Source organism: Flavobacterium sp. FG139, from assembly GCF_057809695.1.
This window is the reverse complement of sequence record NZ_JBMDKL010000005.1, coordinates 33224-55582: the sequence shown is the minus strand read 5'-3', so window position 1 is coordinate 55582 and position 22359 is coordinate 33224. Positions and strand designations below refer to the sequence as shown.

The window sequence follows — 22359 nt, the reverse complement described above, 5'->3', positions numbered from 1 at the left end:
TTTAAAAGATGCCTTCGTCGTTAAAACTGTAATAGCCATTTTCGGTAATAATGATGTGATCAAGCACTAAAATATCGAGCTGTTGTCCTGCCAGTTTCAATTTTCGAGTCACTTCTTTATCCGCATCACTGGCTTGCAATTTTCCAGACGGATGATTGTGCGTCAAAATTAACGAAGTTGCGTTATATTCCAATGCCGTTTTAAAAATTAATCTATTGTCAACTATAGTTCCGGTGATACCGCCTTTTGACAATTGGGCTTTATGAATCACTTTATTGGAATTATTGAGAAATAAGACCCAAAATTCTTCGTGCGGTAATTCGCCAATAATAGGCTGCATGATTTCAAATACAATTTTACTAGAAGTAATTTTGTCTAAAACAGGAACTTCTTCTGCCCTACGCCTTCTACCCAATTCTAAAGCTGCAGCAATAGAAATGGCTTTGGCTTCTCCTATTCCTTTGAATTCGGTAAGTTGTTGGATGGATAATTTGCCGAGTTGGTTTAGATTGTTATTTGTTGTCGCTAAGATGCGCTGACACAACTGAACAGCACTTTCGTTGCGTGAACCCGAGCCTATGAGAACCGCTAATAATTCAGAATCCGAAAGTGAGCTTTTCCCTTTTAATAGAAATTTTTCTCTTGGGCGGTCGTCTTCAGCCCATTGGTTGATTGGTGTATACATATGTTTTTGGCGTTTAAAAATACAAATGAAAATAAATTTTCAATGCGTTCAAAATAAACAGATTGAAAATTTAGTTTACTTATAAAATTGAATATATTATTTATGAAAAGTAACCCATTCAACGGCGATATCCTCGACTTTTTCGATATTCCAAAACCCTTTTTTAGTTGTTAGAACAAGCGTTTGATTAACAACCTCTTGTTTCTCTACATCTAATAAGTAATTGTTTTCAGAATCATAAATCGAAATATTGATTCGTTGTTCTTTAAATCCGTCTTTTTTATAATCGAGGTAGAAATTTTTCTGAAAATGAATATGTTGCCTTTGCCTCCGCGTTCTTTTGTATTGTAATGGATTATAAAGATTGGTAATTCGATATTTCTCGATATTGGATTTAACATCGGAAGTCGAATAATACATTAACGATTTAAATACTACATTAGAAGCAGTTCCAAAACTCGCGTATGACAACATCAAACTAAATATTCCGTAGAACAAATAGAGAATAATGGTATAAATACTAAACTTTGATTTTACCTTGTAATCGAAATATTGTTTGTATTTCAAATTAAAATACACTACTCCTATTCCAATGGGTAATATTTGAAAAAGAAGGTAATAGCGGTAATCCAAATTTAAAAATTGTTCTACCCAAAACATCCAATTGGCCAAACCAAATAATACAAAAACCAAAAAAAGCACATAAAGTTTACTGCTTTCTTGTTGGAACAGCTTCTTGTTATGGTTTCGCTTCTCTTTGAGAATGTTATTTCTTCTTTTGTCCAAAAAATTTACTGCATTAGATTTTTAACCTCATCAAAATTCAATCCGCCATAATTACCCGAACTCATCAACAACAACGCCGAATTATCGAAATTTTGACTGAACAAGAAATTTTTAAAATCGGCTGGATTGGTATAAATGATTAAATCTTCACGTTGAAACGATTGTGCAATTTGCTCGTAAGTTACTTCTTCTAACTGCTTGATTTTTACGGCATCTGGCGAGTAGAAAACCACCGCAACATCGGCTGCATCCAGCGCGCCTTGGTATTCTTTTAAGAATTCGGCATTCAAACTGCTGTACGTATGCAATTCTAAACACGCAATTAATTTTCTATCAGGATATTGATTTTTTACTGCTTTAGTTGTTGCAGCAACTTTACTTGGCGAATGCGCAAAATCTTTGTAAGCTACTTTGCCTTTGCCTTCGGCTATTTTTTCCAATCGTTTGGAAGCCCCTTTAAAACTGGCAATGGCTTCATAAAAATCGGCTTCATCAACACCCATGCATTGGCAAATCCATTTGGCACCAGCCAGATTATTTAAATTATGAGCACCAAAGACCTCAATAGGCATTGGTCCTTCGGGAGTATCTAATAGGGTAGTCCCGTCTTCAACCGAATAATTTGGTGTTTGATACGGAATTTTACGAATGGCATTTGAGGATGTTTCAGCAACATTCTTAACCGATGCATCTTCCTCATTATACACCAAAATACCGCCTTTTGTAATTTGATTTACAAAAATTTCAAATTGTTCTACATAATTTTCAAAAGTGGGAAACACATTAATATGATCCCATGCAATGCCAGACAGCAATGCAATATTAGGTTGATACAAATGGAATTTTGGACGTCGGTCTATAGGTGAAGACAAATATTCATCGCCTTCTAAAACAATAAAATCATTTTCGTGTGTAAGATGAACCATAGTATCAAACCCTTCTAATTGGGCTCCAACCATATAATCTACCTCAATATTATGATAATGCATCACGTGAAGAATCATTGATGTAATGGTTGTTTTTCCGTGTGAACCTCCAATTACGACACGGGTTTTATTTTTAGATTGCTCGTATAAAAATTCGGGATACGAATAAATTTTCAATCCCAATTCTTGTGCTTTCAACAATTCTGGATTATCTGCTTTGGCGTGCATTCCGAGAATGACGGCTTCAATATCAGAAGTAATCTTTTCGGGAAACCAACCCAATTCAATAGGAAGCAACCCTTTCTTTTCCAATCTAGATTTTGACGGTTCAAATATGGCATCATCGCTACCCGTAACTTGATATTCTTTATTATGTAATGCCAATGCTAAATTGTGCATGGCTGCGCCACCTATGGCTATGAAATGTGTTCTCATTTTTTTTATTGTCGGTTCTCGGTTTATTTTGTTGTAAACTGAAAACTATTTTTCAAATTGTTCTTTTAATTTTTGTGCTTTGGTTTTGTCTTTAATTTTATTCAAATACAAATTGTATAATTTTTGAAATGTAGTTTTGGAATTACCAATTTCATGAGCTTTAATGTAGTTTTTTTCGGCCTTGGTATAGCGTTCAAAATATTCATCAATGTACCCTTTTGCCAAATAACCATCCACTTTAGAAAGTACATAAAGTTCATCAGCATATTTCTGTGCTTTCTTTTCACTACCGCCAATAATTCCTGGTAATTCAATGTACAAAATAACTAATGCCCAACGGGAATCGATGTGCTTTGGATCAAGTTTTGCTGCTGTTAAAAATGATTCTTCAACCTCATCAATCATTCCCAAAGCCTTGAATTTACTGACTGATTTGGCTTTCATCCCTAAAGCACCTCCATATTTATAATGGTAATTGGCCGAAGTTGGAAACTGATTCTTTAAAATTTTATATTGTTTAATGGCTTCATCCCACTTTTTTTGATGTCCAGCGATATCACCTAAGTATTCTATTGTTTTATAATTGCTTGCATTAGTTTTTAAATACGATTCAAATAGTACTTTGGCTTGATCAAATTTATCTTGCTTATATAATTTTTCAGCCTTTTCAAAGTCGGATTGCGCCATTATTTTAAAGGAAAAAAGCAATAAAATAAACGTTATAAATTTCATCTTTTGAATTATTTTTTCAAAAATAAGAAATTGGTTCTGTATCTGAATGTTTGAATTGAAAATAGTTTATTAAATAAAATAAAACCAACCTTAATGTTTATTCGTAAATGCTTTGAAAAATTGAATAATGAGAAAATTTGACCCCGAATCTATTTTTAAATTATCTAGCGATACTGGTTTCGATAGATATTTTAAATTATTACTTTTATTTGTTATAGCACTTTATACAAATACAATTAAAGCGCAAACTTCACAAACGTTTACAACATCAGGTTCTTTTACAGTTCCATGTGGGGTAACTTCCATAACAGTAGAATGCTGGGGTGGCGGTGGCGGTGGCGCAAGAAGCACAACAGGTTATCCTGGTGGCGGTGGTGGTGGCGCTTATGCCTCTTCTACACTATCAGTCACAACGGGAACAACCTACAATTTTACTATTGGAACCGGTGGTAATGGATCAACAGCCATAACCAATGGAGCTAATGGCGGAAATACCTCTTTTGGAACCAACTTAGTAGTAGCCGCTGGTGGAACCGGTGGTGCCACTACTGGTGCAGGTGGAACTGGAGGAACTACAGCAGCAAGCATTGGTACAACACTCTTTGCTGGTGGAAACGGTAGTGCCGGAAATGCATTACTAGGTTTAACGGGTGGTGCTGGTGGCGGTGCAGGAAGTACAGCGGCAGGCGGCACTTCAATTCTGGGTAGTGCTGGTACAGGTGGAAATGCCAATGGCGGTGCTGGTGGCGCTGGAGTGGCACAAAACACTGCTGGAAAACCTGGTATTAACTATGGTGGAGGTGGTTCTGGAGCCTACAGAACATCAGGTACCATAAATGGTGGTAACGGAGCACAAGGATTAGTTAAAATAACTTACACTATTGGTGCCGCAACTTCTTTAAATATTGTCGAAGGATTCAACACTGCTTCAAGCGGAACGCTTCCATCATGCTGGTCACAACAAAATATTACTGGAAGTTCGTCAATTCAATTTCAAACAAACAATTCTAACCCAACAACCAGTCCCTATGAAGGAACTCGTTATGTATATTGGAATTCGGCAAATATTGCAAATGGCAACAGTACTCGACTAATTACTCCTTCGTTTTCAACTACAGGAATCACGAGTGTTGATGTACAATTTCAGTGGTATCATGACAGTTCTAATGCAGCAAAAAATGACGGTGTTTACGTTGAATATTCTACTGATGGAATTAACTTTACACAAGTAGGAAATCTAATCACTAGATACAGTGTAACCCAATGGGGATGGAATTTAAAAACCATAACGCTTCCAGCAGTTGTTGGAAATAAGCCATTAGTATTTGTTAGCCTTCGATTTGTGTCAGCACAAGGAAGCAATTGTTCGTTAGACACTTTGGTAGTGCAACCTACTCCGAATTGCTCTGTTGCAAAAACACTTCCTTATACTGAGAATTTTGAAACTATATATTTGCCAAATTGTTGGACAACAAATTTGGTCAATCCTACCAAAAGCAATGGAACTGGAGCTCCTAATACCAATGCAACATCAAGAATTATTATTTCTGCAAGTGATACTAACCTTCAAGAAACCTGCAACGGATCAACAACGTCTTTTGTTCACAATCTACAAGCAGGAAGTACCAATATGATCAAATATAATTCTTTCAGCCCTGTAATTAGTGGGAATTTTAGTCAAGGAAACTGTACCGAGTTTAAAGAACAGCTAATTTCTCCTTCCATAAACACTTCTGGAATACAATATGTTCAAGTAGAATTTGACTGGCTGGAAATGGAACGCACTTGTTTTACTAATATTAACTCAACCAACATTAGAGAAGGTGTAACTGTTCAATGGTCTTCAGATGGGATTTCATGGGAAAGCGCAGGGTATTTTCCACGTCATGTTGTTGGAAAAGCTCCAAACGGAACTTGGTCCAGAAAAACAGTAGTACTTCCTACTGGTGCTGGTAATAAACCGCAAATTTATATCGCCTTTTTATTCCATTCTGAATGGGGTTATAATATGTACATCGATAATTTTTTAGTAAAACAAAAACCTAATTGTACTGCATCAACAACCTGGAACGGATCGTCTTGGAGTGCTGGTGCTCCAAATAGTACTACCAACGCAATCATTAATGGTAACTATTCTGGATCGGGTTTTACTTGTTGTTCATTGACTTTAAATGCACCTATGTCAATTGCCAACGGAGTTAATATAGAAGTTTTAGACGAATATTCTGGAGCAGGTACCATAACCATTGCTAGTGAAGGAAGTTTCATTCAGAGAAATAATGCAGCACCTGGACCGAAGATTATTTTGACTAAAAATACTATCAACAAAAGACGCTATGACTACATTTATTGGGGTTCACCAATTGTAGAAAACATTACCACTTTTCCAGCAGAAACCGATTTAAAATACCAATGGAATTCAGGCATTGGAGGCGGATGGACTAATCTATCGTCTCCAACATTATCTGGAAAAGGATTCATCACTCGTGTTAAAAATATAGCTCCATTTAACGCTGGTGGTGGACCAATATCATTCACTTTTAACGGTACCGCTAATAATGGAATTGTGAGAAGAACTATTTTAACGGAAGATCAAGTAACAACTAATCAAAAAAATTACAACTTGATTAGTAATCCGTATCCAAGTGCCATCAGTGCCAGAGAATTTTTATCCTTAAACACTCATCTAGGTGCGGTTTATTTTTGGACATCAAACACATACTACTCTGGAACAGGACCTTATACAACTGCCGATTATGCCTCTTGGAATTTTTCAGGTGGTGTTAGTGCTAACAGTCAAGGTGCTCCTACTGGCTTCATCAATTCGGGTCAAGGATTTTTTGTACGCGGATTTGAAAATAATGTTGATGCTTATTTTACCAATACGATGAGAGTTAGCGGAAACAACAATCTGTTTTTTAAAAATACTTCCAACGCTACAGTACCTGGAACTGAAATTGTTGATCGCTATTGGTTAACCTTAACTAATGCTGATGGAGCTTTCAATCAAATATTGGTTGCTCATTTGCAAGGTGCTACTTATGGCATTGATAATTTATATGATGCTCCTAGAAATAGTGTTAGTGCTGTAAAATTGTATACTGTAATTGACAATGATAAATTTTCAATTAATGGAAGACCTATATTTGACATCAATGATCAAATTCCCTTAGGGATTACAAAAACCAATACGAACAAAGAATCATTTACACTTACATTAACTGATAAAGAAGGAATTTTTAATACTAATCAGACAATCTATTTATATGATAGCTTAAAAAACATTTACCACGACTTAAAAATAAGTCCATATACTGTGATAACTGCTAGTTTAGAGGACAATACTCGTTTTAAACTTACGTATACAACCAATAATACTCTTGCTGTAAACGACCCTCAAAATCCTGTTACTCGTGGTGTAACTACATTTTTGAATGATAAAAAATTGAAAATTCAAGCTTTTGACAGCATCAAACAAGTACTTGTGTATGACATCAATGGAAAAGAAATAATGGTTGTCAATTTAAAATCTGATTCCAACTCTTTTGAAACTGATTTCAATTATTCTAAGGGTGTTTATATCATCAAAACGATTTTGAATGATGACACTTATGTAAATCAGAAAGTTGTGCAATAAACTGATACATTTTTAAATAAAAAAACTCCGAACTAATTTCTTAATTCGGAGTTTTTTATTTCAACTTTGTACCCTGGAAATTGTGCTTCGAGTTTTTATTTCACCAAAGTCATTTCATCTACAATGTGTTTTGCTCCTGAGAAATTCTCAATCACCCACAATACATAACGAATATCAACATTAATGGTTCTTTGTAGTTTTTTATCAAAAATTACGTCACCTGCCATCGCTTCAATGTTTCCGTCGAAAGCGATACCAATTAATTCTCCTTTTCCGTTAAGAACTGGTGACCCTGAGTTTCCTCCAGTGATATCATTATCCGTTAAGAAATTTACGTGAAGCGAACCGTCTTTATCGCCATAACGACCGTAATCTTTGTTTTTAGCCATTTCCAAAACTTTGGTTGGTAAATCAAACTCCTCGTCACCTTTTTTGTATTTTTTAACTTGACTGTCTAATGTCGTGTAGTTATTAATGGCAACTGGATTGCGTTTGTCCGCTGGTAAAGCACGAACTTTTCCATAAGTTAGACGTAACGTTGAATTGGCATCTGGATATTTAATCGCTCCGATTTTTGATTCACGTAAACCTTCTACTAATAGACGGAAAGCAGCACCATAATCGTTTTGAGCTTTAGCAATTTCATCTGATTTTGAATTGAAATGCGTCAACATATCATTCGACAAAACATACAATGGATCGTTGTCTAACATGCCTTGACTTGGAACTTGTAAAAATGCTTTCACTTTATCCAAAGAAGAAAAAATACTCAAATCAACCACTGAATTAACATAGCTAGAAAAATCATTTTTATTGTCATCACCAATTTTCTTAACCATTGGCGCAATAGTATATCCTGTAGATTTTGTAGCATACAATTTTAATTGTGCTGCCAAAATATCTTTTTCAGCTGGTATATATAAATCTTCGAAGAATTTAGTAGCAAATTCTAAAATTTGAGGTGCCATAGTTGCGCGTTTGGCAGCATCGGCTTTTACATAGTTATCCAATTGTTTCCCTAACGTTCTTCCAACCGGACCAAAAGCAGATGTTCTAAGTAATTGTTGTAAATAGTTATCGTGACGAGCTTTCTCGTTAGTCAACCCATAGAATTTATTAATTGTGGCAACAACATTCCCATATTTAGCTTTATTTGCCGCTTTATTTGCCCATTTGTCAAATTTAGCCTCTTGAGTTGCTTTAGATTTAGATGTTTCTGCTTTAGATAAAGCGTCAATCATTCCTTGACGATTTTTCCAATAATTTGCCGTAGAAGCATATTTGGAAGCATAAACCAAACGAAGTGCGTCGCTTTGCTCCATATATTTTTTCATGTTATCCATACCGGTTTTAGCACCTTCAACCCATGCAGGATAAGCAAATTTTACGTTTTGCTCGATTCCGCCAGCTGGCATCCAACGGTTGGTTCTTCCAGGATAACCCAAAATCATAGCAAAATCACCTTCTTTTACACCACTCAAGTTTACTGGTAAATAGTGTTTTGGTTGCAACGGAACATTATTTACAGAATAATCGGCTGGATTTCCATCTTTATCAGCGTATACTCTAAACATAGAAAAATCGGCGGTTTGACGTGGCCATTCCCAGTTGTCTGTATCACCACCAAATTTTCCCAAACTTTCTGGCGGAACACCAACTAAACGAACGTCTTTATAATCTTGATACACAAAATAATAAAATTCATTTCCTTGAAAAAAGGAACGAACTGATACCGTATATTTTCCACCTTCATTGTTTTCTTTTTCAATCAAAGCAATCTCGGCATTAATGGCTTTTTCTCTATCCGCCTCACTCATTGATGGGTTTACCTTTGCTAAAATACGTTTCGAACAATCGTCCATACGAACAAAGAAACGTACGTATAAACTAGACGGTTTTTTCTCATCAGCTCTATTGGCTGCCCAAAAACCATCTTTTAGCAAGTTGTGTTCAGGAGTAGAAAGTTCGGCAATTCCATCGTATCCACAGTGGTGATTGGTCAATACCAAACCATCTTTAGAAATAATTTCGGCCGTACACCCTCCATTAAATTGCACAATAGCATCTTTCAAACTGTGGTGGTTGATGCTGTAGATTTCTTCGGCTGTCAATTGCAAGCCCATTTTTTGCATGTCGCGGTGGTTCAAACGTTCAATGAACATTAAAAACCACATTCCTTCATCTGCCTTTGCACTCATTGGAACCAGCATGATGGCAGCGATTAAGGATAAAATAATTTTTTTCATCTTAAAAATATATAAGGTTAATTGTTTGTGAGCTAATAGTCTGTCAAAAATGAAATAAGTTACACTTTAAACAGCTTATTTGCTAAAAATAGTGATGCGAATTTAGTGATTTTTGAGGATTTAATAGCATACTGAAAAAAGGATTTATTCAAAATAAAAAAAGCTCCGATTTATTCGAAGCTTTTAATATAATTTCAAGGATTTATAAACCGTGACTGTTGTCTGGCTTTTCATCTTCCACATTGAGCATTTCCCATAGTTTATCTTTTAACTCGGTTAAGCCTTGTTGTGCCACTGAAGAAATAAACATGTAGGGAATTCCCAATTTGGATTTATCTAAAAGCTGTCTCATTTCGGCTTTCAACTCGTCGTCTAGCATATCGCATTTGGAGATGACTAAAAGACGGTCTTTGTCTAACATCTCTGGATTGTATCGACGTAATTCGTCCAATAGAATTTCATACTCTTTTTTAATATCAGCTGCATCGGCTGGAACTAAAAACAACAAGGTTGAGTTTCGTTCAATATGGCGTAAGAAATAATGGCCTAATCCTTTTCCTTCGGCGGCACCTTCAATAATTCCAGGAATATCGGCAATTACAAACGATTGAAATTCTCTATAAGCCACAATTCCTAAATTTGGTTTTAGCGTAGTAAACGGATAATCAGCAATTTTAGGTTTGGCAGAAGTTAAAACAGAAAGTAAAGTTGACTTTCCAGCATTTGGAAAACCTACTAAACCAACATCGGCTAAAACTTTAAGTTCTAAAATAACATCTAACTCCGTAGAAGGCATTCCAGGTTGTGAGTATCTTGGCGTTTGGTTGGTTGAACTTCTAAAGTGCCAGTTTCCTAAACCACCTTTTCCACCTTGAGCCAAAATACGCTCTTCACCGTGCTCGGTAATTTCAAAAAGAGTTTCACCCGTTTCGATGTCTTTAACCACAGTTCCTAGCGGCACTTCTACATATTTATCTTCACCATCGTGACCGGTACTTCTAGAGCTTCCTCCATCACCACCATGACCCGCACGCATGTGTTTGACAAATTTTAAATGAAAAAGTGTCCAAAGACTTTTATTTCCTCTTATATATACGTGACCACCACGGCCACCATCACCACCATCGGGACCACCTTTTTCAATAAATTTTTCTCTGTGTAAATGCGTAGAACCCTTACCTCCTTTTCCGGAAGTAACATATATTTTTACGTAGTCTACAAAATTTCCCTCTGTCATTGTAATTTTAGATTTTAGATTTTAGATTTTAATAATAGATCTAAAAAACTATTGTTTCTATTCAAATGGTTTACTCTCTAGCCCTGATTGAAGCGGCGCCTTGCAGAGCGGAAAGCAGGAACATGGACCCTAAAAATGCCCAACCCATTCGCTTCTAATTTTCTTTATAGGTTTTAATCAACACTTTGTCAATTTTAGCGCCATCCATTTTTTGAGCTTCTAACTCTAATTTATTCCAAATTAATTTTTCGCCTTGTTTTGGTATGTTTCCCAACTCTGTCATGAAAAATCCACTAACCGTAGTTACTTCATAATCATTTGTTAAATCGTCCATATCAAAATACGTTAAGAAATCATGCAACGAATATTGACCATCTACCAACCACGTCCCATCTTCGTTGGCTACTAATTTATATTCATCATCATCAAAATCGGAAGCATCGCCAACCAACGCTTCTAAAATATCATCTAGGGTAATTATTCCTTGAAAAACGGCATGCTCATCAACTATAAAAGCATAATGAACACGAGTTTTTTTGAAATTTTCCAAAGCTTTGTATGCCGAAGTCTGTTCGATTAAATAAGCTGGCTCTTTGGCAATCGCTTTCAAATCGAAATTGCCTTTGTCAAAATTAGAGAACAAGTCTTTCAACGAAACGACACCGATAATTTCGTCTAAACTATCATTACAAACGGGAAAAACAGAATGCAACTCATTTAAAACTTTCGCTTTTAATTCTTCAACCGAATCGTTAATAGATAGCGAAACAATATCCGAACGATGGGTCATTAACGAATTAATTTTTCGATCTCCAATATGAAAAACACGTTCTACAATATCTTGTTCGATTTCTTGCACCTCACCTACTTCGGTTCCTTCCTTGATAATGGCTTTGATTTCATCTTCAGTAACTTTTCCGTCGGCCGTAGGTTTGATATTGAATAATTTCAAAAGGGCATCGGTAGAAATGGTGAGTAACCATATGAACGGCGCTGTCAATTGTGAAATCACCTTCATCGGAACAGCCATCCCTTTAGCTATGGTTTCAGGATAATTTAACCCAATACGTTTGGGTACTAATTCCCCTAAAACTAAAGAGAAAAATGTCAGGATTACAACCACAATTCCTACCGCAATGGTATGTGCATAATGTGCCAAAGCAGGAAAAGTGGCAACAAAGGCTTGTACATCGGTTGTGATTTTATCTCCTGAAAATATACCTGTTAAGATACTAATTAATGTAATTCCGATTTGAACGGTTGAAAGCAATTTGTTAGGAGAATTTACTAAATCCAAAGCCACTTTGGCATTTTGTTGTCCTTTTTTAGCGGCGGTTTCCAAACGATTTTTACGTGCCGAAATCAGAGCGATTTCCGACATCGAGAAAACACCATTTAATAGTATTAAAAAAAGAATAATTAAAATTTCCATAATTGTATTTTACAAAAAAAGAGCTTGTATCCTTGTTTTGGATCTAGCTCCTTTTCTGTGTGCAAATATCTGAAAAAAAATTGAATGCTCGAAACTTTATATCAGTCAATAAATTAGACTATAATTTATCAAAAATCTCGTTCAATCGTTCGTTCACTTCTAAAATAGTTCCGATACCATCAACCGCATGGAATTTGCCTTGCGCTTTGTAGTAATCCATCAATGGCGCAGTCTTTTGGTTGTATTCGTCGTAACGGTTTCTGATTTTTTCTTCGTCTTGATCGTCAGGCCTTCCCGAAGTTTTTCCTCTTTCTAACAAGCGAGCCACTAGGATATTATCATCTGCTTCCAATGCAACTGTAGCTGTGATGTTTTGATTTTTAGATGCTAAAAATTGATCTAGTGCTTCGGCTTGCGCCAAGGTTCTTGGAAAACCATCAAATAAAAATCCTGCTGATTGTGGGTTTTTATCCACTTCACTTTGCAACATTTGAATCGTTACTTCGTCTGGAACTAAATCACCTTTGTCCATGTAGGTTTTGGCTAATTTCCCTAATTCTGTGTCGTTTTTGATATTGAATCTAAAAATATCACCTGTTGACAAATGTGTTAAATTGTATTTTTCTTTTAAAAATTCAGCTTGTGTGCCTTTTCCTGCACCTGGTTTTCCGAAAAGAACGATGTTGATCATTTTGATTAAGATTGTTAGATTATTGGATTGTTAGATTATTGTGCTAATTGGTATACGTCGGCCAAATTTCTTCCTAATCCGTCGTAGTCTAAACCGTATCCAACGATGAATTTATTAGGAATTCTAATTCCAACGTAATCAATTTTAATATCTTTTTTATAGGCTTCTGGCTTAAAGAATAAGGTAGCAATTTTTAAGTGTTTCACACCTTTTGATTTGAAAATTGCTTTCAATTCTTCAACCGTATTTCCAGTATCTACAATATCTTCCACGATTACAACGGTTCTTCCTTCTAGATTTTCGTTGATCCCTATTAATTGCTTCACGTCATTGGTTGATTGCGTTCCTTCATACGAAGCCATTTTCATGAAACTCACTTCACACATCCCTCTGTAGTGTTTCATCAAATCGGACATTACCATAAAAGAACCATTCAGAATTCCGACAAAAATTGGAATCTCATCAAAAAAATCGTCGTCCATTTGCTTGGCCATGTTGGCGATTGCAAAATCAATTTCTTCGGCAGCAATAAACGGTTCAAAAGTTTTATCGTGAAGATGTATCATAGTAGTGTTGTTTTTAAAAATAAAGAGGCAAATTTACGAACTAATAACTATTTAGTAACAAGTATTTTGAGTTTTTTGCTAATTTGATATATTTACCAAATGAATGCAGAATTTTACAACCAAATCGCGCGAAGTACAGCACATCGAAAAAGCAGGGATGACAATAAAAATTTTGTCTTCTCTAATCCAAGCTATTTATCCGATTTAACCAAAATTGCCTTCAATCCCAAAGATAAAAACCATCATAAGGCCTGTTGGATCTTAGAATTAGTTTGTCAAGAACGCATGGAGATGTTTGTACCATTTGTAGACGATTTTTGTAAAACTTTACCGAATTTTAAAATTGATCCAGCGCTTCGTCCTACTTCTAAAATTTGTTTGTTTCTAACCCAAAACAAAAAAATATCGTTAACCGAATTTCAAGAAGAAAAAATCATTGAAACCTGCTTAGATCGATTAATTGATACCGATTTAGCGGCAACAGCAGCCTATTCAATGCGCGCTTTATACCTACTTGGAAAGAAACACGAGTGGGTAAACGACGAATTAAAAGCAATCCTTTCTAGAGATTTTAGCAATCAAACACCAGGTTATCGTTTTGCTGTGAAAGATATTTTGAAGCGGTTAAAATAATTTTCAAATGTTTATCTTTGCGCAAACACAACTACAACAAAAAATGAATTATTTTTCTTCCGATTTTAAACTGGGAATTCTCGGTGGCGGTCAATTGGGCAAAATGCTGTTGGCTGAAACTCGAAAATTTGACATTCAAACTTGTGTAATTGATCCAAGCCCAGCAGCACCGAGTCAATTTGGAGCTACTGAATTTTTTATAGGCGACTTAATGGATTATGAGGCGATTTATCAATTCGGAAAAAAAGTGAATGTGCTTACTATTGAAATCGAAAATGTAAATCTAGACGCTTTAGACCAATTGGAAGCTGAAGGATTAGCTGTATATCCCTCACCAAAAACCTTACGTTTGATTCAGAATAAAGGTCGCCAAAAAGATTTTTATATTGAAAATACCATTCCAACATCACCACACCAACGATTTATAGACCTAACAGAACTTAAATCGGCCGTTACATCAAATAAAGTCGAAATGCCTTTCGTATGGAAATGTGCGCAATTTGGGTATGATGGAAATGGTGTGAAAATAGTGCGTACTGCATCCGATTTAGACATTTTACCGAATGTAGAATGTATTGCGGAACAAATGGTTCCGTTTAAAAATGAGTTAGCGGTAATTGTGGTTCGCTCGGTTTCAGGTGAAGTTAAAACCTACCCAGTAGTCGAAATGGAATTTCATCCCGAGGCCAACCAAGTAGAATATGTAATTTGTCCGGCTCGTATTGATGAAAAAGTGGCTCAAAAAGCAACCGAAATTGCCTTAAAAGTTTCTGAAGCATTCCATCACGTTGGTTTATTGGCAGTCGAAATGTTTCAAACCGAAAACGATGAAATTTTAGTCAATGAAGTCGCACCGCGTCCACACAATTCGGGACATTATTCAATTGAAGCAAGTTATACCTCGCAATTTGAAAATCATTTGCGTGCCATTTTAAATTTACCTTTGGGAACTACTGCAAGTAAAGTAGCTGGAATTATGGTGAACTTGGTCGGTGCTGAAGGCTTTTCAGGGCCTGTAATTTACGAAAACATCGAAAAGATCATGGCGATAGATGGGGTAACTCCACATATCTATGGCAAACGCGAAACACGACCGTTCCGAAAAATGGGCCATGTTACGATTGTAAATGAAAACATGACCGAAGCCCGAAAAATCGCTGAGGAAGTGAAGAATAGTATTCGAGTAATTAGTGAGATAAATTAAACACAAATTGCACAGATTTACACAGATTTAATTTGTGCTAGTCTGTATTCAAAAAAACACAAAATGAGTAAAGTAGCCATAATAATGGGAAGCATTTCGGATATGCCTGTAATGCAAGAAGCCATCGACATCTTAGAAGGATTTGACATCGAAACCGAGGTGGATATTGTTTCGGCACATCGAACGCCCGAAAAATTATTTGATTTCAGCAAAAACGCCCACACTCGCGGTATTTCAGTAATTATTGCTGGTGCTGGTGGCGCGGCACATTTACCGGGAATGGTAGCATCGATGTCACCGTTGCCTGTGATTGGAGTACCCGTAAAATCGAGTAATTCTATCGACGGTTGGGATTCGGTTTTGTCGATTCTTCAAATGCCTGGTGGCGTTCCAGTCGCAACGGTAGCGCTAAACGGTGCTAAAAATGCCGGAATTCTGGCCGCACAAATCATAGGAAGCCAAGACAAATGTGTGCTCGACAAAATCATTTTCTATAAAGAAAGCTTGAAAGAAGCAGTCAACAAAGCTTCTAATGAATTGAAAAAATAAAATTATTTAATTAATAAAACCCTGTCAGAGTTTAAAACTCCGACAGGGTTAATCGTACTATAAAAATGAAAACACTTACATCAACATTCCATACCAAATACAATACTGCGCCTTTTTCGCAAATCAAATTGGACGATTACAAGCCTGCTTTTATTGAAAATATCGCAAGCGCCAAAGCCGAAATTGATGCTATAATTACAAATTCTGATGCTCCAACTTTTGAAAACACTATTGTTGCTTTAGACTATTCGGGTGAACCATTGGATCGATTATCATCCATTTTCTTCAACTTAAATTCGGCAGAAACTTGTGATGAAATGCAAAAAATTGCTCAAGAAGTCTCACCACTTTTAACCGCATTTGGAAATGACATTTCGCTAAACGAAGACTTGTTCAAACGAGTAAAAGCCGTTTACGATCAAAAAGATACTTTAGATTTAACTCCTGAACAAGCCACTTTATTGGATAAAAAATTCAAAGGCTTTTCTAGAAATGGTGCCCTACTTTCGGAAGAAAACAAATTAAAATTGCGAGAAATAGACACCGAATTAGCGAAACTAAAATTGACTTATGGCGAAAATGTTTTGGCCGAAACCAATAACTATCAATTGCATATTACCAACGAAGCTGATTTAAACGGTTTGCCGGATGGTGCTAAAGAAATGGCCGCCAGTTTGGCAAAATCTAAAAACGTAGAAGGCTGGATTTTCACCTTAGATTTTCCGAGTTATTTACCTTTTGTAACGTATGTCGATCATCGAGAATTGCGCAAAGAAATCGCCATCGCAGCCGGAAAAAAAGCGTTTCAAAACAACGAATTCGACAATCAAGAAAATGTAAAAAGAATTGTGGAGTTACGTCATAAACGTGCTAATTTATTAGGATACAAATCACATTCTGATTTTGTTTTGGAGGAACGAATGGCTCAAAATCCTGAAAAAGTGCAATCGTTTTTGAATGATTTGTTGGTTAAAGCCAAACCAGCAGCTGAAAAAGAATTTGCCCAATTGACCGCTTTCGCCAAAGAACTCGACGGCATCGATCAATTGGAAAAATGGGACGGTTCGTATTATTCTGAAAAATTGAAACAAAAATTATTCAATTTGGACGACGAATTATTGAAACCTTATTTCAAATTAGAAAACGTATTGCATGGCGCGTTTACCGTTGCCGAAAAACTATTCGGAATCACGTTCAAAGAAGTTTTTGACATTGATAAATACCACGACGATGTACAAACCTTTGAAGTATTGGATTTTGAAAACCAACTGGTTGCTGTTTTCTACTCCGATTTTTTTCCAAGAAAAGGAAAACGAAACGGCGCTTGGATGACATCATACAAACCACAATACATCAAGGATGGCATAAACGAACGACCACACGTTTCTATTGTGTGTAATTTTACACCTCCTACCGAAACGAAACCATCATTATTGACTTTTAACGAAGTAACCACTTTGTTTCACGAATTTGGTCACGCACTACACGGCATGTTGGCCAACACTACCTATCCGAGTTTGTCGGGAACTTCGGTGTATTGGGATTTTGTGGAACTACCAAGTCAGGTGATGGAAAACTGGTGCTACGAGCCCGAAGCCTTAGCCTTGTTTGCAAAACATTATGAAACAGGTGAAGTCATTCCGCAACAATACGTCGACAAAATAAAGGAAAGTGCAAGTTTCTTAGAAGGAATGGCGACTTTACGTCAATTGAGTTTCGGAATTTTAGACATGACGTATCATGCCAAACCACAAACAATTGAAAACGTAAAAGCGTTTGAAAAAAAGGCAATGGAAAACACTAATTTATATCCCGATGTGGCTGAAAATTGTATGAGTACCTCGTTTTCTCATATTTTTCAGGGCGGATATTCTTCGGGATATTACAGCTATAAATGGGCCGAGGTTTTGGATGCCGATGCCTTTGCGTATTTCCAAGAAAAAGGCATTTTCAATACAGAAGTGGCAACCAAATTTAAAGACAACGTACTTTCCAAAGGTGGCACCGAATTACCTATGGAATTGTATAAACGATTTAGAGGTCAAGAACCCAATGCTGACGCGTTATTGAAACGCGCTGGATTACTATAATCATCACAAAAAAGAAGTTTACAACCCAGCAGAAACTATTTTCAAAAGTATTTTTCTGCTGGGTTTAAATTAAAAATATAGTATGTTTGCCAAAATTTAAACAAAGACAAAAATGAAAATCAGTAAACTTTTTACACTATTATTACTTGTACTCTTTAGTTTTAATCTTAATGCACAAACAAAGATTAGTGACAGTAAGTATAACAAATTAATTAAAGCAGAAAAATTCTCGGAAGCATTAGACTATTTAAGAGACAAAGGAGTTTCCAATCCAGACAGCTATTGGTTTAATAAGGATGTACAACAATTAGCTACGTTTTGTTTTGATCCAAATTTTGACGATTATAAATTCAACATTATCATTACTTATGTCAATAATTCATTCAAAAATATGGATTATATGAATAGAAGTTATTATGAAGTTGCTACTTGTTATTTTGTAAAAACAAACTATTATTTATGGAAAGGTGATTATACTAATGCAGCGGTAGCTTATAAAGAATCGTTAGAAAAATTAGAAAAATTTAAGACCGAAAACGACATTAAACCGGATGATATTAGAACTATAAAAACGGTAATTGATAGACTTTATTTCAACCAAACCGAAACACAAAAATTAGTTAAAGTATTGAGAGATACTGATGTTAATGCATTAGGCCTTACTGAAGATCAAGCATTTGAAGCAAGACAATCGATAAAAAAATTATTGGCTGAATATGATAAACCTCATAAAGTTCATTTCTTTACCTATGAGAATTATTCTACTTTGAATGAAGCTTTTGCTTCTTATAATTTTAGAGTGGGCAACTATTTTGAAGATAATTTTTTCTACAACATGCCTAAAAAAATTAAAGATAAGTACTTCCCTACCATAAATTTAAACAATCTTTTTGATGACAAATACAAAACTAAAGAACAGAAAGATCAACAAACTGGTGAAAGAAAAGCTGCATTAATTAAAAAATACGGAAAAGTTAATGGTGAAGCTATTTTTAATGGAAAAATACTGATTGGAATGACCAAAAAAATGTTAGAAGATGAATTCAACAAACCAAGAGCTGTAGATGTTTTTGAGTATTCTGAATTTTGGACATGGTCTAACATAATGGTGACTATTGATAAAAAAACATTGAAAGTAACCGGTATTACAGAGTTACAATAAAAAAAGAGCGCAAATTTATTCCTCAAAAGATCCGTTTTACAAGCAATTTGTATGACGGATTTTTTTTTGTTGGAATACTACAAAACCTCCTATGAATGACATTTGCGTTAGGGATTGCAGCGAAAAGCCCACAACAAGGAGGAACGACGCCGTGAGGACTTGCAGCGGAAAGCCCGACCTGAAAGGAAACGCCAAAAAAAATCAAACACAGATTTCACAAATTACACAGATAAATCGGTGTTGTTTAAATTTCTTTTTTAAAAAAATTATTGCCTTACAAACAAAGTTTCATTTTTTTTTGAAAGTTTAAAAACTTTGTTGTACATTTGTCCTATGGAATTCAGAGAAGCAAAAAATAAGTTCGTTCAAACCTGGGGTGCCTTGGGCAGTCAATGGGGCATTAACAAAACAATGGCTCAGATTCACGCGCTGTTGATGGTGTCGCACGAGCCAGTTTCTATGGAAGATATTATGGAAGAATTGCAAATTTCACGTGGAAATGCTTCTATGAATTTGAGAGCCCTAATGGATTGGGGCATTGTGTATAAAGAATACAAAGCAGGTGAACGACGCGAATTTTTTACTGCTGAAAAAGATTTAGACGAATTGGCCGTGAAAATCTCTAAAGAGCGTAGCAAACGTGAAATCAAGCCTGCCTTGAAAGTATTGAAAGAAGTTTCGTCTATTGAGGCTGATGCTACTGCAGAAGAACGTCATTTTGTGAATCAAACTACTAAACTGTATGATTTTGTGTTGCAAGCCGACAATGTTTTAGATAAAATCACCGAATACAAAGACAATTGGTTGGCGCAACTTCTTGTTAAATTTATGAAGAAATAAAAAATTTTAATCCAAACTTTCATTTTTTTCTGAAAGTTTAAAACAAATAATAATTATGAAAACACTATTTACCATTTCAAAAGTCATTAATATTATAGCCTTAGTATTTTTAATCCTTGGCCCATATGGTTTGGCAATTACTGGAGCGTTGCAAGTTTTGGCTGCCGTGATATACTTTTTTGTATTTCCAAAAAGCAAATTGATCTATACCTATTTCGGATTAGTCGCACTTTTCTTTTTGATTTGGGATCAAGAAGGATTTAGCTGGTGGTTTGCTATTCCGTTTTTTCTAATTGTATTCTTAAGTTATATCATTCACTTTAATAAAAATCAATTATGATGACAACGGTACCCAACTGGCTCATCATCACAAGTGGTGTGGGTCAAATTTTTACGGCGCTGATTTATCCTTATATCCGTCATCAGGTTTTTGATTGGTACAATGATGTGAAGCAACTCAAACCCTTAAATCAAGAAATTGCCAAAACCTATGGAAGATACATTCAAGGACTGAACTTTTCATTTGGATTGATTGCGATACTTTTTACTAACGAACTTCAAGAACATTCTGCTTTATCAGTAGCATTAACCGGATTAATAGCAACGTATTGGGTTGGGAAAGTCGCCACACAAATAGCGTATTATCCGATGTATGATATTCCGAAAAGAACCTTATTTAAAGTAGGAAGTTATTTTATGAATACGTTGTTTGTGCTTTTTGCAGTGGTGAATACACTCCTTTTTGCTTACAACTTAATAGAACATTACAATCTATTTTAGTCATGAACCTCAACATCATTGGTTACACAATTTATTTATTGATAACCACAATCATCATAATGAAAGTTGGCAAAATATGTTACCATAACGGCAACATATTCGTTTCCGAACTACTCCCAAATCACGAAGATTTGTGCCATAAAACCAATCAAATATTGTTAGTTGGTTATTATTTATTGAATCTTGGTTATTGTGCGATGACCTTAATTTCTTGGGAAAAAATTCTATTCTTTCATCAACTCATTGAGATTATTGCCTACAAATCGGCAGTCATTATTGGCACTATTGGTCTGATGCACTACTTCAATATTATCATTATTTCGAAATACATCAAAAAATTAATTTAAATACATTTATTATGGAAACTACAAAAATTTTAATCGGTTATGCCATTTATTTACCTGTTGCTTTATTCTTAACCTATTATGTTTCTAGAACACTTTTCAAAAACAGTAAAGTTTATATGTTAGATATTTTTAAAGGTCGCGAAGAAATTGCAACTGCAACCAACAAATTATTCGAAACCGGATTTTACCTACTCAATTTAGGATTTGCCTTAATGATTCTTGAAATGAATATGAACCAAGACAGTTACCAATTATTAATAGAAAAATTGAGTTATAAAATTGGTGGATTTACCATCTACTTAGGAATCATGTTGTTTTTGAACTTATACTTTTTCTTTCGAGGAAAACGAAAAGCAAGTGAACATAAAACAGAAGAAAAAATAGTAGTAAACGCATAGAACACTATACCTGACAGGTGCTTAAAATCTGTCAGGTGTTTTGTACCATTGCAACTAACACCCACCAGAATATTAGTATACTTTCGACCCAAAAAGCAGTATAATAACGTGATCGTTTTTCATTTGAAAATACTAAAAAAAATAATGTCGTAACCGCTAACACCGATTTTAGTCCCACAATTTGAAAACTAAAATTACTTGAAAAAAACTCCAATCCCACGAATAAAATCAGTAGAAAAATTCCAATCAGTTTCGTTTTAAAAACACCAATTTGTTGCGGAACTGTTTTTAAATGAGGATCATCTAGAGGCAAATCGATTATTTCAAAAATTAAAATCAGGACAAAAATTAAAATAAATCGCTGTAACGCCACCAGAAAAACAACACTATCTAAAGGCAATCCATTATTAATTATGGGTAAAAAAAGCGTTACGCCTACCCAACATAATGCTACAATATAAATCTTAATTCCGGCCCAATTTCTAGCATTTTTTCGATTGGGAAAGAACGGCAAAGTATATAACAAGGTAATAGCCAGAAACACAATACCAATTATTTGAGTAGTTCTTTGAAGCTGAAAAAAATAATAGCCTGTAGCCATTAAAGATAAAAAACTAACTACCGTAATGGCTTTCAACTGGTTTCGCATAGCCCTTTTTTGGTCTCGAGCCAAAGCATCGTATTTCACAAAATTATACCCTACAATAGTGCCAAAAAAAGCAAACCAAACCGTACATTCATCGTCATAAATATGAAACAGCATTTGAGTCATTTTTACCAACGAAAATACTCCCAAAGCAACATGAATGCTTGAATTGATATAAAAATCGAGAAGTTTCTTTAAAAATAACATCCTACAAAACTAATCATTCTGTTAATAAGACTCGTTTTTGGTTAACAAATTCTCAAAATATTACGTCTTGTTTAACTTAAAAATAGAAGTTTAATAATTACTTTTGTGTGCTTTAATCTGAACTCGATTT

General features: G+C 35.2%; 21 protein-coding genes. 11 read left to right on the top strand and 10 right to left on the bottom strand.

All coding sequences use genetic code 11. The features are described from left to right. Window position 1 precedes the first annotated feature (1 nt). From radC to ACODSI_RS05635, 4 genes are all read right to left on the bottom strand, one after another. A complete protein-coding gene (gene radC / locus ACODSI_RS05650) occupies window positions 2–685 on the bottom strand; it encodes a RadC family protein (protein ID WP_488915877.1) in 684 nt (227 codons plus the stop codon). A gap of 96 nt (window positions 686–781) precedes the next feature. Continuing rightward, the gene (locus ACODSI_RS05645) at window positions 782–1471 is read right to left on the bottom strand and encodes a hypothetical protein (RefSeq protein ID WP_488915876.1); all 690 of its coding nucleotides are present in this window, start codon (window positions 1469–1471) and stop codon (window positions 782–784) included. Between the two features lie 5 nt (window positions 1472–1476). Next, a complete protein-coding gene (locus ACODSI_RS05640; protein WP_488915875.1) occupies window positions 1477–2832 on the bottom strand; it encodes a UDP-N-acetylmuramate--L-alanine ligase in 1356 nt (451 codons plus the stop codon). A gap of 45 nt (window positions 2833–2877) precedes the next feature. Further along, window positions 2878–3519: a tetratricopeptide repeat protein gene (locus ACODSI_RS05635; protein ID WP_488915874.1), complete on the bottom strand. Its 642-nt coding sequence runs from the start codon at window positions 3517–3519 to the stop codon at window positions 2878–2880. A gap of 172 nt (window positions 3520–3691) precedes the next feature. Between ACODSI_RS05635 and ACODSI_RS05630 the strand changes: the two genes are divergently transcribed. Next, window positions 3692–7201: a DUF8693 domain-containing protein gene (locus ACODSI_RS05630; RefSeq protein WP_488915873.1), complete on the top strand. Its 3510-nt coding sequence runs from the start codon at window positions 3692–3694 to the stop codon at window positions 7199–7201. Between the two features lie 95 nt (window positions 7202–7296). Here ACODSI_RS05630 and ACODSI_RS05625 read toward each other — a convergent pair whose 3' ends face one another. The 5 genes from ACODSI_RS05625 to hpt form a co-directional block, all read right to left on the bottom strand. Continuing rightward, entirely contained in the window at window positions 7297–9447 is a 2151-nt protein-coding gene (locus ACODSI_RS05625; protein WP_488915872.1) for a S46 family peptidase, read from the bottom strand. A 202-nt stretch (window positions 9448–9649) separates the two neighbouring features. Beyond that, the gene (gene obgE / locus ACODSI_RS05620; protein ID WP_488915871.1) at window positions 9650–10684 is read right to left on the bottom strand and encodes a GTPase ObgE; all 1035 of its coding nucleotides are present in this window, start codon (window positions 10682–10684) and stop codon (window positions 9650–9652) included. Between the two features lie 154 nt (window positions 10685–10838). Then, entirely contained in the window at window positions 10839–12116 is a 1278-nt protein-coding gene (locus ACODSI_RS05615) for a hemolysin family protein (RefSeq protein ID WP_488915870.1), read from the bottom strand. A 118-nt stretch (window positions 12117–12234) separates the two neighbouring features. Continuing rightward, a complete protein-coding gene (locus ACODSI_RS05610; protein WP_488915869.1) occupies window positions 12235–12807 on the bottom strand; it encodes an adenylate kinase in 573 nt (190 codons plus the stop codon). A gap of 35 nt (window positions 12808–12842) precedes the next feature. Beyond that, a complete protein-coding gene (gene hpt, locus ACODSI_RS05605; protein WP_488915868.1) occupies window positions 12843–13373 on the bottom strand; it encodes a hypoxanthine phosphoribosyltransferase in 531 nt (176 codons plus the stop codon). 99 nt (window positions 13374–13472) lie between these two features. Between hpt and ACODSI_RS05600 the strand changes: the two genes are divergently transcribed. The 10 genes from ACODSI_RS05600 to ACODSI_RS05555 all read left to right on the top strand — a co-directional run bounded on the left by ACODSI_RS05600 (window position 13473) and on the right by ACODSI_RS05555 (window position 21376). Continuing rightward, window positions 13473–14006, top strand: a complete 534-nt coding sequence (locus ACODSI_RS05600; RefSeq protein WP_488915867.1) for a hypothetical protein — start codon at window positions 13473–13475, stop codon at window positions 14004–14006. Window positions 14007–14049: 43 nt separating this feature from the next. Further along, window positions 14050–15210 carry a 5-(carboxyamino)imidazole ribonucleotide synthase gene (locus ACODSI_RS05595; protein WP_488915866.1) on the top strand — a complete coding sequence of 387 codons (1161 nt, stop codon included), beginning with the start codon at window positions 14050–14052 and terminating at the stop codon, window positions 15208–15210. Window positions 15211–15273: 63 nt separating this feature from the next. Then, window positions 15274–15759, top strand: coding sequence for a 5-(carboxyamino)imidazole ribonucleotide mutase (purE, locus tag ACODSI_RS05590; RefSeq protein WP_488915865.1), 486 nt, complete (start codon window positions 15274–15276; stop codon window positions 15757–15759). A 65-nt stretch (window positions 15760–15824) separates the two neighbouring features. Further along, window positions 15825–17849, top strand: coding sequence for a M3 family metallopeptidase (locus tag ACODSI_RS05585; RefSeq protein WP_488915864.1), 2025 nt, complete (start codon window positions 15825–15827; stop codon window positions 17847–17849). A 112-nt stretch (window positions 17850–17961) separates the two neighbouring features. Next, entirely contained in the window at window positions 17962–19011 is a 1050-nt protein-coding gene (locus ACODSI_RS05580) for a hypothetical protein (RefSeq protein WP_488915863.1), read from the top strand. A 333-nt stretch (window positions 19012–19344) separates the two neighbouring features. Next, a complete protein-coding gene (locus tag ACODSI_RS05575) occupies window positions 19345–19851 on the top strand; it encodes a GbsR/MarR family transcriptional regulator (RefSeq protein WP_488915862.1) in 507 nt (168 codons plus the stop codon). A 55-nt stretch (window positions 19852–19906) separates the two neighbouring features. Then, window positions 19907–20191, top strand: coding sequence for a hypothetical protein (locus tag ACODSI_RS05570; protein ID WP_488915861.1), 285 nt, complete (start codon window positions 19907–19909; stop codon window positions 20189–20191). Next, window positions 20188–20631 carry a hypothetical protein gene (locus ACODSI_RS05565; protein WP_488915860.1) on the top strand — a complete coding sequence of 148 codons (444 nt, stop codon included), beginning with the start codon at window positions 20188–20190 and terminating at the stop codon, window positions 20629–20631. Before ACODSI_RS05570 ends, ACODSI_RS05565 begins: the two co-directional genes overlap by 4 nt. Window positions 20632–20633: 2 nt before the next feature. Then, window positions 20634–20978 (top strand): hypothetical protein, encoded by a 345-nt coding sequence (locus ACODSI_RS05560; RefSeq protein ID WP_488915859.1) that lies wholly within the window; start codon window positions 20634–20636, stop codon window positions 20976–20978. A gap of 11 nt (window positions 20979–20989) precedes the next feature. Beyond that, on the top strand, window positions 20990–21376 hold the full coding sequence (locus tag ACODSI_RS05555) for a hypothetical protein (RefSeq protein ID WP_488915858.1): 387 nt from the start codon (window positions 20990–20992) through the stop codon (window positions 21374–21376). A 31-nt stretch (window positions 21377–21407) separates the two neighbouring features. Here the strand turns inward: ACODSI_RS05555 and ACODSI_RS05550 are convergent, their stop codons facing one another. After that, the gene (locus ACODSI_RS05550) at window positions 21408–22139 is read right to left on the bottom strand and encodes a UbiA prenyltransferase family protein (RefSeq protein WP_488915857.1); all 732 of its coding nucleotides are present in this window, start codon (window positions 22137–22139) and stop codon (window positions 21408–21410) included. Between the last annotated feature and the right edge of the window lie 220 nt (window positions 22140–22359).

Excerpts from the sequence above, each read along its gene's own strand:
- purE (WP_488915865.1), top strand. The coding sequence starts at position 15,274 with ATGAGTAAAGTAGCCATAATAATGGGAAGCATTTCGGATATGCCTGTA.
- ACODSI_RS05585 (WP_488915864.1), top strand. The coding sequence starts at position 15,825 with ATGAAAACACTTACATCAACATTCCATACCAAATACAATACTGCGCCT.
- ACODSI_RS05570 (WP_488915861.1), top strand. The coding sequence starts at position 19,907 with ATGAAAACACTATTTACCATTTCAAAAGTCATTAATATTATAGCCTTA.
- hpt (WP_488915868.1), bottom strand. The coding sequence starts at position 13,373 with ATGATACATCTTCACGATAAAACTTTTGAACCGTTTATTGCTGCCGAA.
- ACODSI_RS05615 (WP_488915870.1), bottom strand. The coding sequence starts at position 12,116 with ATGGAAATTTTAATTATTCTTTTTTTAATACTATTAAATGGTGTTTTC.
- ACODSI_RS05560 (WP_488915859.1), top strand. The coding sequence starts at position 20,634 with ATGAACCTCAACATCATTGGTTACACAATTTATTTATTGATAACCACA.
- radC (WP_488915877.1), bottom strand. The coding sequence starts at position 685 with ATGTATACACCAATCAACCAATGGGCTGAAGACGACCGCCCAAGAGAA.
- ACODSI_RS05630 (WP_488915873.1), top strand. The coding sequence starts at position 3,692 with ATGAGAAAATTTGACCCCGAATCTATTTTTAAATTATCTAGCGATACT.
- ACODSI_RS05550 (WP_488915857.1), bottom strand. The coding sequence starts at position 22,139 with ATGCTGTTTCATATTTATGACGATGAATGTACGGTTTGGTTTGCTTTT.
- ACODSI_RS05610 (WP_488915869.1), bottom strand. The coding sequence starts at position 12,807 with ATGATCAACATCGTTCTTTTCGGAAAACCAGGTGCAGGAAAAGGCACA.
- ACODSI_RS05565 (WP_488915860.1), top strand. The coding sequence starts at position 20,188 with ATGATGACAACGGTACCCAACTGGCTCATCATCACAAGTGGTGTGGGT.
- ACODSI_RS05555 (WP_488915858.1), top strand. The coding sequence starts at position 20,990 with ATGGAAACTACAAAAATTTTAATCGGTTATGCCATTTATTTACCTGTT.
- ACODSI_RS05575 (WP_488915862.1), top strand. The coding sequence starts at position 19,345 with ATGGAATTCAGAGAAGCAAAAAATAAGTTCGTTCAAACCTGGGGTGCC.
- obgE (WP_488915871.1), bottom strand. The coding sequence starts at position 10,684 with ATGACAGAGGGAAATTTTGTAGACTACGTAAAAATATATGTTACTTCC.
- ACODSI_RS05640 (WP_488915875.1), bottom strand. The coding sequence starts at position 2,832 with ATGAGAACACATTTCATAGCCATAGGTGGCGCAGCCATGCACAATTTA.
- ACODSI_RS05580 (WP_488915863.1), top strand. The coding sequence starts at position 17,962 with ATGAAAATCAGTAAACTTTTTACACTATTATTACTTGTACTCTTTAGT.
- ACODSI_RS05595 (WP_488915866.1), top strand. The coding sequence starts at position 14,050 with ATGAATTATTTTTCTTCCGATTTTAAACTGGGAATTCTCGGTGGCGGT.
- ACODSI_RS05625 (WP_488915872.1), bottom strand. The coding sequence starts at position 9,447 with ATGAAAAAAATTATTTTATCCTTAATCGCTGCCATCATGCTGGTTCCA.
- ACODSI_RS05600 (WP_488915867.1), top strand. The coding sequence starts at position 13,473 with ATGAATGCAGAATTTTACAACCAAATCGCGCGAAGTACAGCACATCGA.
- ACODSI_RS05635 (WP_488915874.1), bottom strand. The coding sequence starts at position 3,519 with ATGGCGCAATCCGACTTTGAAAAGGCTGAAAAATTATATAAGCAAGAT.